The following is a 12628-nucleotide window of genomic DNA, read 5'->3' on the forward strand; positions in this document are numbered from 1 at the left end:
GAAATTTTGAATGCGCATTAGTTTTTGCTGTACCGGCACCAAAGCCCAGCCCTGGCTGGAAGGCCTGCGCGACGCCTTTCCGGGCGCCGAGGTTGAAACCTGGTCAGCAGGTGCGCCGCTTGCCGACTATGCCGTGGTCTGGACGCCGCCGCAGCAGTTCATCGACGAGCAAACGCAGCTCAAGGGCATTTTCAACATCGGCGCCGGAGTCGATGCGCTGATGGCGCTGCGCCTGCCGCCAGGCGTTCCGGTGGTGCGCCTGGACGACGCCGGCATGTCGGTACAGATGGCCGAATACGTCTGCCATGCGGTGATCCGGCATTTCAGGGAGTTGGGTGGCTACGAGGCGGATGCTGCAGAAGGCAAATGGACTTACCGCAAACCCCGGATGCGCCAGGATTTTCCGGTCGGCGTGATGGGCCTGGGTATCTTGGGCGAGCGCGTCAGCCGGGCACTGGCGCAATTTGAATTTCCGGTTCAGGGCTGGAGCCGGAGCGCGAGGACCATTCCCGGCGTGCAATGCTTTTCAGGCGAATCGGGCCTCAATGATTTCCTGGCGGCCAGCCGCATTCTGGTGTGCCTGCTGCCCCTGACGCCGGACACCGACAACATCATGCGTCACGACACACTGGCCCGGTTGCAGCCGGGCGGCTATGTCATCAACGTGGCGCGTGGCAGCCATCTCGTGGACGACGATCTGATTGCGCTGCTTGACAGCGGCCACCTGGCCGGCGCCACGCTTGATGTGTTTCGCACCGAGCCGCTGCCGGCGGCGCATCCGTTCTGGCAGCATTCCAAAATTACTGTCACACCGCATACGTCGGCGCGTACGCTGCGCGACGAAAGCATTGCCCAGATTGCTGGCAAGATCGCCGCGCTGCAAGGTGGCCAACCCGTGTCCGGCATCGTCGATCCAGCGCGCGGCTATTGATCGGACAGCGTTTGATCATGCCGGTCTTGTTCATGGCAAAAGATGAGCGGTTTTCTATTGAAAATGCGCCGGAAAACTACCGGTTTTTTCCCTGTCTGCGTTGCGCGCAACTACAGGGTAAACGCCTAGTCGCTGAGTAAGTAGGCGGTAAGTCCTCCTCCTTAATCTCCTCCTAACAAATTTATTTAGAGGAGATAGCGATATGGATGATGATTTGGTCCAACGGATTGTAAAAAATCCAAAATACCAGGAGCTGAAGGCCAAGCGCACCAGCTATGGCTGGTGGCTCACGCTGGCCATGATGGTCGTGTACTACGGCTTCATTCTGCTGGTGGCTTTCAACAAGCCTTTTCTTTCCCAGCGCTTGGGCGAGGGTGTCATGACCGTCGGCATTCCCATCGGCTTTGGCGTGATTATTTTTACGATTCTGATCACGGCCATTTACGTCAAGCGCGCCAACAAGGAATTTGACGACCTGACGGCAGAAGTTACCAAGGCGGTGCTCAAATGAATTTCAAATCTGACAACATGCGGCGTCTTTTGACGCTGCTGGCCTTGTTTGGCGTGTCGGCTGCGGCCTGGTCCGCCGGCGCAGACCTGGGCCAGGCTGAAAAGCAGGCCACCAACTGGACGGCCATCGGCATGTTCGGCGGCTTCGTGGTGCTGACCCTGTTCATCACCAAATGGGCCGCGTCCAAGACCAAATCGGCTGCTGACTTCTACACCGGCGGCGGCGGCATCACCGGCTTTCAAAATGGCCTGGCGATTGCCGGCGACTACATGTCGGCCGCTTCCTTCCTGGGTATTTCCGCCGCCGTGATGGCCAGCGGCTTTGACGGCCTGATTTTCTCCATCGGCTTTCTGGTCGGCTGGCCGGTCATCACCTTCCTGATGGCCGAGCGGCTGCGCAACCTGGGCAAGTTCACCTTTGCCGACGTGGCCGCATTCCGCTTCAAGCAGGCGCCGGTCCGCATTTTTGCGGCATCAGGCACGCTGGTCGTGGTGGCGTTCTACCTGATCGCCCAGATGGTGGGCGCGGGCCAGCTGATCAAACTGCTGTTCGGTCTGGAATACTGGATCGCGGTGGTCATCGTTGGTAGCTTGATGATGATTTACGTGCTGTTTGGCGGCATGACGGCCACCACCTGGGTGCAGATCATCAAGGCTTGTCTGCTGCTTGGCGGCGCAAGTTTCATGGCGCTCATGGTGCTCTGGAATTTCGGCTTCAGCCCTGAAGCCATGTTTGCCCAGGCGGTGAAGATCAAGGCCGACCTGGCTTCGAGCACCGGCAAGACGGCTGAAGAAGCCGCCAAGCTGGGCCAGTCCATCATGGGCCCGGGCAACTTCGTGAAAGACCCGATTTCGGCCATTTCCTTCGGCATGGCGCTGATGTTTGGTACCGCCGGCCTGCCGCACATCCTGATGCGCTTCTTCACCGTGCCCAGCGCCAAGGAAGCGCGCAAGTCGGTGATGTGGGCGACAGGCTGGATCGGCTACTTCTATCTGCTGACCTTCATCATTGGTTTTGGCGCCATCAGCTTCGTGCTGACCAATCCGTCCTTCCTGGACGCCAAGGGCGCGCTGCTTGGCGGCAACAACATGGCAGCCATTCACCTTGCCAATGCCGTGGGCGGCAACGTGTTCCTGGGATTCATCTCGGCGGTGGCGTTTGCCACTATCGTTGCCGTGGTGGCCGGCCTGACCCTGTCGGGTGCCTCGGCTGTTTCGCATGACCTGTATGCCACGGTCATCAAGAAGGGCAAGGCCGACAGCGCGTCAGAGTTGCGCATCTCGAAAATCACCACCCTGGTGCTGGGCGTGATTGCAGTCGTCCTGGGCATTGCCTTTGAAAAGCAGAACATCGCGTTCATGGTGTCACTGGCCTTTGCCATTGCGGCTTCGGCCAACTTCCCGGTGCTGTTCATGTCGGTGCTGTGGAAAGACTGCACGACCCGCGGCGCGGTGATTGGCGGCTTCCTGGGCCTGATCTCGTCGGTGGCGTTGACGGTGGTGTCGCCTTCTGTCTGGGAAGCCACATTGGGCAACCCGAAGGGCTCGGCGCTGTTCCCTTATGCCTCGCCGGCCTTGTTCTCCATGACCCTGGGCTTTCTGGGTATCTGGTTGTTCTCCATTCTGGACAACAGCAAGCAAGCCCAGATCGACCGGGCTGGCTTCCTGGCGCAGCAGGTGCGGTCTGAAACCGGCATTGGCGCTGCGGGTGCTTCGGGCCACTGATGTTGTTTGCCTGACCAAGGCGGGCCGTTCGGTCCACCTTGCCATAATCTGGAAGGACTGCAGGAACATTGCCTGCAGTCCTTTTTTCATGGGAAACCCGCCGTGCCGGATCATTTTTCAGACCCCTTTTCTTTTGATGCGCCGCCTTTTGACTGCCTGAACCCGGAGCAGCAGGCGCTGGTGCGGGGAAGCTTGCGCCGGGTGTCTTTTGCGAAAGATACGGTGATTTTGACCCCTGACATGGAACCGGCCCATGTGTACGTGCTGTTCAAGGGCCATGTGCAGCAGATGGAAGCGGGAGAGGTCGTCGCGGTCTACACGCCACCTGATTTTTTTGCCTTTCGCGCGGTGATGGCTGGCCGCGCCAGCGGCGTGCTGCAGGCGCTGGACGACGTGCAGGCCTGGCAACTGCCCGGTGCCACGGCGCGTGCGCTGATTTCAGGCAACGCGCTGTTCAGCGCGCTGGTGTTTGCCGACCTGTCGAAGCGGCTTTCGGCTGCATCAGAAAATCGAAATAGCCGTGAATTGCTGTCACTCATGATGGTGCGTGTGCGCGATGCCTACATCCGCAAGCCATTTTTTGTCGATGGCGCCCTCGATTTGGTGTCGGTCTGCCGCCTGCTGTCGGCGCAGGGGCTGGGCAATGCGCTGGTGCGTGACACGCAGGACGGCGTGGAGCGCATCGGCATGTTCACCACCACCGATTTGCGCGATGCCTTGCTTCGGCCCGTGCGGCCGCATGAACTGGCGGTTCGCGAGGTCACGCAGTTCTCGCTGGTCTCGGTTCAGGCCGGCGCCGAGCTGTCGGAAGCGCTGCTGGCGATGATTCGTCACCGTGTGCATCGCGTGCTGGTGCGCGAAGGCGATGCTATTTTGGGCGTGTTGAGCCAGCTTGACCTGATGAGCTTTGTATCCAACCATTCACACCTGATTGCACTGCAGGTGGAGCAGGCCGCTTGTAGTTCGGAACTCCGCACGGCAGCCTTGCAAATGGATGGCCTGATTGCGTTGCTTCACAGCGGAGGTGCCCGGGTTGAATTGATTTCCAGCCTGGTGAGCGAGCTAAATCAGCAGATTTTTGCCCGCCTGTGGTCGTTTGTCGCACCGGCCGAGCTGGTCGCCAACAGCTGCCTGATCGTGATGGGCAGCGAAGGGCGTGGCGAGCAGATCCTCAAGACAGACCAGGACAATGCCCTGCTGCTGCGCGACGGCTTTGTGTGCGCCGAACTTCAGCAGAGCGTGCAGCGTTTCAACCAGGCGTTGACGGAGTTTGGCTACCCGCTGTGTCCGGGCAACATCATGGTGACCAATCCGCTGTGGTGCCAGCCGCTGGCCGGTTTTCAAAACAGTCTTTTGGAATGGCTTTATGGCACCGATGCGGACGGGCCGATGAATCTGGCGATCTTCATGGATGCCCGGGCCGTTGCTGGTGACGCGTCGCTGCTCCGGCAGGCCCGGGATTACGCGCATCGCATCATGGCAGGCAGCGATGCATTTTTTGCCCGTTTTGCAGCTGCTATTGACCAGTTCAGCGAACCTCCCGGTTGGTGGGTGCGCCTTGCCACGCTGCGCGGGCGGGAAGAGCAGGTGTTCGATCTCAAGAAGCTTGGCACGTTTCCCATCGTGCATGGCGTACGTTCCCTGGCGCTGGAGCATCGGCTTGACGAGGTGGGCACGACGGCCCGGCTGCAGGTGCTGGTGAGCCGAAAGCATATTCCGTCCGATCTGGCCCGCGACCTGATTGACGCACTGCATTTCCTGATGAGCATGAAGCTTAAAAGCAATCTTCGGCAAAAACAGCTGGAGCAACCGCTTGACAACCTGTCGCATTTTTCCAGCCTTGGCACGCTGGACCGTGACTTGCTGAAAGACTCGTTAATCATCATCAAGCGCTTCAGGCAACACCTGCAATTGCGCTACCAGCTTCCTGGCTGAGCCGGTTTGATGGTCATGAAAACGCTTTGCTGACCCTGCCGTCTGTCCCGAATACGCCGGTGGCGTTAATCGCGGCCCCGGTTTTTGAGATACTTGAGCCCAGAAGGAATCCTCTGTCCATGAAACTCCCTGCCCACGTCAAACTCGTCGATGTCGGCCCGCGCGACGGCTTGCAAAATGAAAAGCAGCCGGTGCCCGCCGCCATCAAGATCGAACTGGTTCACCGCCTGCAGGAGGCGGGTTTGAAAAACATTGAAGTCACCAGCTTCGTGTCGCCCAAATGGGTGCCCCAGATGGCCGACAACGCCGAGGTGATGGCCGGCATCCAGCGCCAGCCGGGCGTGTGCTATTCGGTGCTGACGCCCAACCTCCAGGGCTTCGAAGCGTCGCTGGACTCGCACCCCGACGAGATTGTGGTGTTTGGCGCCGCCAGCGAGGCGTTCAGCCAGCGCAACATCAACTGCTCGATTGCCGACAGCATCGAGCGTTTCCGACCGGTGGTGGAGGCCGCACGAGCCCGCGGCATCCATGTGCGGGGCGCGATGTCGTGCACCGTGGGCTGCCCGTACGAGGGCGAGATAGCGCCAGAGCGGGTGGAAATGCTGGCGCGCCTGATGAAGGGCATTGGTGTGCAGCATGTTGGCGTCGCCGACACCATTGGCGTAGGCACGCCTCTCAAGGTGCAGCGCGCACTCGAAGCAACCCTGCGCCACTTCGACATCGACGACATATCCGGGCATTTCCACGACACCTATGGCCAGGCCCTGGCCAACACCCTGGCGAGCCTGGAAATGGGCGTGTGGCAGTTCGACACGTCGGTGGCGGGTCTGGGCGGCTGCCCTTATGCCAAGGGCGCGACCGGCAACGTGGCCAGCGAAGACGTGGTCTATTTGCTGCATGGCCTGGGCATAGCCACCGGCATCGACCTGGACAAGCTAATCGACGCCGGCCAGTTCATCAGCGATTTTCTCGGCCGGAAATCCGGCTCGCGTGCCGGTACGGCCTTATTGAACATGCGGGCGGCTTTGTGATGTGCGGCGCCGAAATCCTGACCTTGCCCGAAGGCGTTCAACGCGTGGCTGCAGTGCTTCTGGCCAGCGGACATGCGCACGCCCCTGTCATGCTGAACGACGCTGCCCGAACCGCGCAACAGGCGGCCGATGCGCTGGGTGTGTCGGTTGGCCAGATTGCCAAAAGCATTGTGTTTCGCCGCAAGCAGGACGATGCCGCCGTGCTGGTGGTGACCTCCGGCGACCAGCGTGTGGACGAGAAAAAAGTCGAAGCCCTGGTCTGCGATGGCAAGCGGCTGGGCCGGGCCGATGCGGCATTTGTGAAGGCAAGTACCGGCTTTTCGATTGGCGGCGTGGCACCGCTGGCTCACGCCACACCGGTGCTGGTGCTGATCGACCAGTCGTTGTTCCGTTTTGACGAACTCTGGGCGGCGGCTGGCCATCCGCATGCGGTGTTCAGGCTCTCGCCGCAGGCGCTTCAGCGCTTGACCGATGCGCCCGTGGTGGATCTGGCGGTGGACACCGACGAGCAGCAACAGGCGCTGGCGCGCGCCATCTCCCTGGTCACCTTGCGCTTGCGTACCGTGGACACGGCTGCCGATATCCCCTCGCCCTGCATTTCAATTTGCCGCATGAACGCCCGGACGGACCTGTGTGAAGGCTGCTTTCGCACGCGCAACGAAATCGCCGGCTGGAGCAGCGCCAATGACGACGGCAAGCGCGCCGCTTGGCGCCTCATTGCGCAGCGCATGCAGGCCTTGCAGGCTTGATGTCGCCGCCCCCCTTCCCATGGCCGGCCTTTGACAGGGTGGCCATGGGGGGCGGCACGCGCTGTTGATGGGCCAGGGACACACAGGCAAAGCGCTTTTTGCTGTGAGAAGTGTGTCTGGGTGTTTTCCCTTGAGGTCCCATCGCTAACCCCCATACTCGTCGATGGTCAACACCTCCAGGTCGGCGTAGCAGCTCATGGCCAGCGTGCAGGGAATCGGTCTGGCCGTCATCCGTCATCTTGCTGCGCAGTACGGGTTTTAAAGTCTGGCACGCCGCCTTGCAGGGTGTGGCCGACTTTGGGCTGCCGGCGCTGGTGGTGTCCTTGGGCCTGGACACGTTTGAGGGCGACCCCATTTTGGAATTCCCCATGGACACGCTGCATACTCCATACCTGACGCTGAGTGCTCACGGTGGAGCACCGAGACCACGTCAGTCAGCACCGATTTTGACTCCTGCAGGCGCCACTCCCCAGCGGAATTAAGGCGTTAAAAGGGCGTGGTGTTGTGATGATTGTTGAGATATTTTTGACTATGTGCCAGCTTGATCCGCCACATGGCAGGGTTGGGGCGTTTGCAGGAAGATCCGCGCTGCGTCTTGGGAGGAGTTCCGATGAGGTTTGCCGTTCTGACCGATATCCACGCCAACCGGGAGGCGTTTGAGGCTGTTCTGGCCGATGCAGCCGCGCGCGGGGTGGACCGGATCGTGCTTCTGGGCGATGTGGTGGGTTACGGCCCTGACCCCGAATGGTGCGTTGACAAGACCGCCGGTCTGGTGGCGGCAGGGGCCGTCTGCATCCGGGGCAACCATGACAGCGCGGCCGCAGGTGGGGTCGAATCGTTGAGCGCCAATGCCAGACGGGCGATGGTCTGGACCAAGGCCCAGCTGACCGACGCGCACCGGACGTTTCTGGCAGGCTTGCCCTTGATGGCAACGACAGGGGATGTGCTTTTTGTTCACGCCTCGGCCAATGATCCGGGGGCGTGGATCTATGTGACATCGGCCAGCATGGCCCGGGGATCGTTCCGGTCTTGCGAAGCGCGAATCATCCTGTGCGGGCATGTGCATGTGCCCCTGCTGGCCAGTAGCAACGTGGGCGGCGTGGTGCGGGTGCATTCGTTCCGTATGGCCACGCCGATTCCTCTGGTTCGCTCGCGCCGCTGGCTGGCGGTGGTGGGTGCGGTGGGCCAGCCGCGCGACGGGACGGCGCAGGCAGGTTATGCGCTGCTGGACACTGGAACCAATGAGCTGACCTTTCGCCGAACGCCGTATGACACGGCGAAAACGGTTCAGAAAATGCGGGTGGCCGGACTGCCCGAAGAACTGGCGCGTCGCTTGATGAAAGGTAAATGAGATGCCGGTACTGCCGCATCCTGGAATGGCGATCGATGGTTTTCGCCTGGGCGAAAAACTGCATCAAGGCGCCTTCGCCACGATCTGGGAGGTGACGCACCCCGACCATCCCACCTCCATGGTGATGAAGGTCCCGATCATCATGGACGGCTATGACGGCCCCGCCATCGTGGGCTTCGAGGTGGAGCAGATGATCATGCCGCGTCTGTCCGGGCCCCATGTGCCCCGGGTGGTGGGCGTGGGCGATTTTTCGGCGATGCCTTATATCGTGGCCGAAAAGATCGAAGGGGGGTCGTTGCTTGGCGTGTTCAAGCATGCGCCCCTGCCGCTGTCTGACGTGATGGAAATTGCTGCTCAAATGGTGCAGGCAGTGGCCGAACTGCACCGCCAGCATGTGATCCATCTGGACCTGAAACCAGAAAATTTAATGCAACGACCGGTTTCTCAGGCGTCGGGCGGTGAAACGGTGCTGATTGACTTTGGCCTCAGTCGCCATGATCAATTGCCGGACCTCCTGGCTGAGGAATTTTCCATCCCGATGGGAACCTTCCCTTACATCGCGCCCGAGCAGTATCTGCGTTGCCGTGATGACCTTAGGTCGGATTTATTTGCTCTGGGCGCGATGGTCTATGAGCTGGCCACTGGAAAGTTGCCATTCGGCATGCCTGAAAAGTTGAAAGGGGTGCGCAAACGCCTGTGGCGCGACCCGGTGCCGCCGCGTGCCCTGCGACCCGAGGTTCCAGAGTGGCTGCAGGAGATCATCCTGCGCGCGTTGGAGGTGGACCCGATGCACCGTTACCAAACAGCCGCGCAGATGGCGTTCGATCTGGCGTATCCGCTGCAGGTCAAGCTGACACCACGGGGGATGAAGACCCTACCAGACAGCCGGCTGACTGTTTTCCACCGCTGGCGCGTGATGCGCAAGATACAGCGGTTCACGACGCCAGTTTCAGTGGCGCTTCATCTCGCTTCGGTGCCGATCATTTGCGTGGCGGTGGATTTTTCCCCCGAGGGCGAGCGGCTGGCTGAAATCCTTCGCGACTCGGTCCAGCGCATGCTGTTGACCCAGCCGGATGCACGGATTGCTTGTGTCAACGTCCTGAAGACCGCCCGTATCGGCATAGATCAGGCCACGGACGAGGCGGGCAATAACCTGCATGTGGTGCGGCTTGTGGCGCTGAGGGCCTGGGCCGCAGGGATTGATCTGCCGGAGGACCGGTTGACCTTTGCCGTGCTGGCGGGGCCTGATCCGGGGCCGGTGATCATTGACTATGCCACGGCGAACCACGTCAGCCATATCCTGCTGGGCGCGGGCGGCCATTCGACGGCGCGCCGCTACCTGGGATCTATTTCGACGCAGGTGGTGGCCGAGGCGCATTGTTCGGTGACGGTGATCCGGGTGCCCGAACGGCGCGAAGGTATGGCGCGAGTGTGAAATTTGGCCGGATGTTGCCGCAACACCCAGCCTTGCCAGCCCATTTCCGTACAGGCATTTCCCGGTCAAATGCGTCACTTTTGAAAACTTCGCCTCGGACAGTCCGTTATTTATTAGGGGCTTACCCTGCTATTGACGTGATGGCTCCAAGTCTGCAATTTTGGCGTAAGAAACCTCCTACACAGTCGCGCCAGCAGAGCAAAAAGCAACAATAAATAGTGTGTGTTGCACTGGATCGACTGGCTGGCATCCAGGGCAGTCGATGTTCGGGTTTGGGCAGAAAAGGGCAGAGCAGCAAGTAGTGGGAAGCCTGTGACATCACATCGCCTCCGGGCCCTGCGCCCGTAGCGAGCGAAGCGATCCAGAGGCTAACTTCTGAAAATAACCGTCCGGCCAAATTGCCGGACACACATGGAGCAAAAAATGGCGATAGCTGACACGGTGACGAATGTGCGGGAGCGATCCCGTCCAATGACCCGCGAAGAGAAGAAGGTCATCATGGCCTCTTCGGCGGGTACTATTTTCGAGTGGTACGACTTCTACCTTTACGGTGCACTGGCAGCGATCATCGGAGCGCAGTTTTTCACAGCTTTCCCCGAAAATACACGCAACGTGTTTGCGCTGCTTGCCTTTGCTGCAGGCTTCATCGTGCGCCCGTTCGGCGCGCTGGTATTCGGGATGCTGGGCGACATGATCGGCCGTAAATACACCTTCCTGATGACCATCGTCATCATGGGCGTATCGACCTTCCTGGTCGGCGTGCTGCCAAACTACGAAAGCATCGGCACGGCCGCGCCCATCATCCTGATCGTCTTGCGGATGGCGCAAGGTCTGGCCCTGGGCGGCGAGTACGGTGGCGCAGCCATCTATGTGGCCGAACACGCGCCGGCCAACCAGCGCGGCTACTTCACGGCCTTCATTCAGACCACGGCAACGTTGGGCCTGCTGCTGTCGCTGGTCGTGATTCTGTCGGTGCAAGGCTACGTCAACGGCAACTACCCCGATGTACCTCTGATGAAAGACGGCGTCGCGGTATTGATGGCCGACGGCGCACCGACCATGGTCAAGGCGTTCAACGCCTGGGGTTGGCGTGTCCCCTTCATCGGCTCGATCTTCCTGCTGATGGTCTCGCTCTATATCCGCCTGCAGATGAATGAGAGCCCCGCCTTCAAGAAGATGAAGGAAGAGGGTCGCACCTCCAAAGCACCGTTAAGTGAAGCGTTCGGCAACTGGAAAAATGGCAAGATTGCGGTCATCGCTTTGTTTGGCCTGGTCGCCGGTCAGGCCGTGGTCTGGTACACCGGTCAGTTCTACGCGTTGTTTTTCATGCAAAACGTGATCAAGATCGACAGCTTCACCGCCAACGTCATGGTGGCCTGGTCGCTGATCCTGGGTACCGGGGGCTTCCTGTTCTTTGGATCGTTGTCTGACCGTATCGGCCGTAAGCCGATCATCCTGGCGGGCTGCCTGCTGGCCGCCGCCACCTTCCTGCCGGTGTTCGGCTTTTTGACCAAGACGGCCAATCCAGCCATCTATGCCGCACACCAGACCCCGGTATCGGTAAAGGTAGCGGCAGAAGACTGCTCGTTCCAGTTCAACCCGACCGGAACGGTGAAGTTCACATCGTCTTGCGACATCGCCAAGGCACAGCTCGCGCGGACTTCGGTCAATTACGAAACCATTGAAGGGGCCGCATCGGGCACCTTGGCCATGGTGAAGGTTGGGGAAACGGAGATCCAGTCCTATGACGCAGGCAAACTGACCGGCGACGATCTGAAAAAGGCGAAGACAACCTTTGACGGCAGTCTGAACGCCGCGCTGAAGAAGGCGGGTTACCCGCTGGTGCCAGCCGACAACACGACCATCGCCAAGGCGCAGAATTTTGTCGACATTTTCACGGCACAGAAGTTGACGATCATTCTTATCTTGACCTACCTGGTCCTGCTGGTAACGATGGTCTACGGCCCGATTGCGGCGATGTTGGTCGAAATGTTCCCGACCCGCATCCGTTACTCCGGCCTGTCGTTGCCGTATCACATCGGTAATGGCTGGTTTGGCGGACTGATGCCAGCGACCGCTTTTGCGATCTCTGCCCAGACCGGCAACATCTACTCGGGCTTGTGGTACGCGATCGTGATTGCGGTCATGACGGTGGTGATCGGCACGCTGTTCGTGCCGGGTGGCACCCACAAGAAGGATATCTTCGCCGGCGACAGCGGTAAGTAAATCCAACTGCCGGACCGGGGCCTTCGGGTCCCTGGCCCGGCCTTCTTTGCGATACGGCCATCAGCCCCCAAGGGGCCAGGCTGGTCTGTTTCCTGCAAATCGGGCGCAGCATGCTGCGCCCGATTTGCAGGAAGCAGGAAAGGGCAAGCGAGATGCCCGCGTCCGCAACTCAACAGATCCACTTCATTGAAACGTATCAATTTCGGCTTTCGTCATGGCCAGAATTGCACGATGGAAGATGTTGTTCATATTTCGATACAAGCCATCTCCAATGCTGTAACTGCCGAACCGTTGCGCTACGTGCAGGCGGAGATATTTTCATTGCGATTTGCATTGAGCTTGGAGCAGACAGCTAAAGCAATCGGACTGTTCAACGGTTGGGCAAGTAAGCAGCGCACCAATTCCTTCACGGAAAGGCCGTGCGCGGCAGCCCCATTCCAGCGCGTGGGGGCGGCGCAGACAAAACTTCACGCGGAAAAAAGAGGCTGCTGCACTCAATCCGTTTCTGGCGCAAGTCCGCGAGGAAGGCGCCATTGTGGTTGGCCAAATCAAGCATCGCCTTGATGATGCGCTGTGACGCTCGCCTGTTTACACGCTGCTGCAGCGCCTTGATTGGCGGAAGTTGGCCCCGGACAAGTGCCATCCACAAACTGATACTTTGGCCCAGGAAGAGTGAGGGGAAGCGTCTTGGCACGCACCACGGCCTTTACAAAGAATCGCGAGGCGAACCTGTCC

At 60.0% G+C, this 12628-nt stretch carries 10 protein-coding genes; all 10 read left to right on the forward strand.

The window, feature by feature from the left end; translation table 11 throughout:
* Positions 1–10: 10 nt before the first annotated feature.
* Positions 11–931, forward strand: coding sequence for a glyoxylate/hydroxypyruvate reductase A (locus H4V98_RS05150; RefSeq protein ID WP_196863990.1), 921 nt, complete (start codon positions 11–13; stop codon positions 929–931).
* Between the two features lie 202 nt (positions 932–1133).
* Entirely contained in the window at positions 1134–1442 is a 309-nt protein-coding gene (locus H4V98_RS05155) for a DUF485 domain-containing protein (RefSeq protein WP_196863989.1), read from the forward strand.
* Positions 1439–3166 (forward strand): cation acetate symporter, encoded by a 1728-nt coding sequence (locus tag H4V98_RS05160; RefSeq protein ID WP_196863988.1) that lies wholly within the window; start codon positions 1439–1441, stop codon positions 3164–3166. Before H4V98_RS05155 ends, H4V98_RS05160 begins: the two co-directional genes overlap by 4 nt.
* Positions 3167–3268: 102 nt before the next feature.
* A complete protein-coding gene (locus H4V98_RS05165; RefSeq protein ID WP_196863987.1) occupies positions 3269–5101 on the forward strand; it encodes a putative nucleotidyltransferase substrate binding domain-containing protein in 1833 nt (610 codons plus the stop codon).
* 119 nt (positions 5102–5220) lie between these two features.
* Positions 5221–6132 (forward strand): hydroxymethylglutaryl-CoA lyase, encoded by a 912-nt coding sequence (locus H4V98_RS05170; RefSeq protein WP_196863986.1) that lies wholly within the window; start codon positions 5221–5223, stop codon positions 6130–6132.
* Positions 6132–6881, forward strand: coding sequence for a YbaK/EbsC family protein (locus H4V98_RS05175; protein ID WP_196863985.1), 750 nt, complete (start codon positions 6132–6134; stop codon positions 6879–6881). Before H4V98_RS05170 ends, H4V98_RS05175 begins: the two co-directional genes overlap by 1 nt.
* Positions 6882–7491: 610 nt before the next feature.
* The gene (locus tag H4V98_RS05180) at positions 7492–8232 is read left to right on the forward strand and encodes a metallophosphoesterase family protein (protein WP_196863984.1); all 741 of its coding nucleotides are present in this window, start codon (positions 7492–7494) and stop codon (positions 8230–8232) included.
* A 1-nt stretch (position 8233) separates the two neighbouring features.
* A complete protein-coding gene (locus H4V98_RS05185; protein WP_196863983.1) occupies positions 8234–9667 on the forward strand; it encodes a bifunctional serine/threonine-protein kinase/universal stress protein in 1434 nt (477 codons plus the stop codon).
* 471 nt (positions 9668–10138) lie between these two features.
* Positions 10139–11893, forward strand: a complete 1755-nt coding sequence (locus tag H4V98_RS05190; protein WP_196864045.1) for an MFS transporter — start codon at positions 10139–10141, stop codon at positions 11891–11893.
* 186 nt (positions 11894–12079) lie between these two features.
* Complete coding sequence (locus H4V98_RS05195) at positions 12080–12457, forward strand: hypothetical protein (protein WP_196863982.1); 378 nt, start codon at positions 12080–12082, stop codon at positions 12455–12457.
* Positions 12458–12628: the final 171 nt, after the last annotated feature.

The sequence above is a fragment of the Polaromonas sp. CG_23.6 genome (assembly GCF_029892315.1).
GTDB lineage: Bacteria > Pseudomonadota > Gammaproteobacteria > Burkholderiales > Burkholderiaceae_C > Polaromonas.

Excerpts from the sequence above, each read along its gene's own strand:
- H4V98_RS05150 (WP_196863990.1), top strand. The coding sequence starts at position 11 with ATGCGCATTAGTTTTTGCTGTACCGGCACCAAAGCCCAGCCCTGGCTG.
- H4V98_RS05155 (WP_196863989.1), top strand. The coding sequence starts at position 1,134 with ATGGATGATGATTTGGTCCAACGGATTGTAAAAAATCCAAAATACCAG.
- H4V98_RS05160 (WP_196863988.1), top strand. The coding sequence starts at position 1,439 with ATGAATTTCAAATCTGACAACATGCGGCGTCTTTTGACGCTGCTGGCC.
- H4V98_RS05170 (WP_196863986.1), top strand. The coding sequence starts at position 5,221 with ATGAAACTCCCTGCCCACGTCAAACTCGTCGATGTCGGCCCGCGCGAC.
- H4V98_RS05175 (WP_196863985.1), top strand. The coding sequence starts at position 6,132 with ATGTGCGGCGCCGAAATCCTGACCTTGCCCGAAGGCGTTCAACGCGTG.
- H4V98_RS05180 (WP_196863984.1), top strand. The coding sequence starts at position 7,492 with ATGAGGTTTGCCGTTCTGACCGATATCCACGCCAACCGGGAGGCGTTT.
- H4V98_RS05185 (WP_196863983.1), top strand. The coding sequence starts at position 8,234 with ATGCCGGTACTGCCGCATCCTGGAATGGCGATCGATGGTTTTCGCCTG.
- H4V98_RS05190 (WP_196864045.1), top strand. The coding sequence starts at position 10,139 with ATGACCCGCGAAGAGAAGAAGGTCATCATGGCCTCTTCGGCGGGTACT.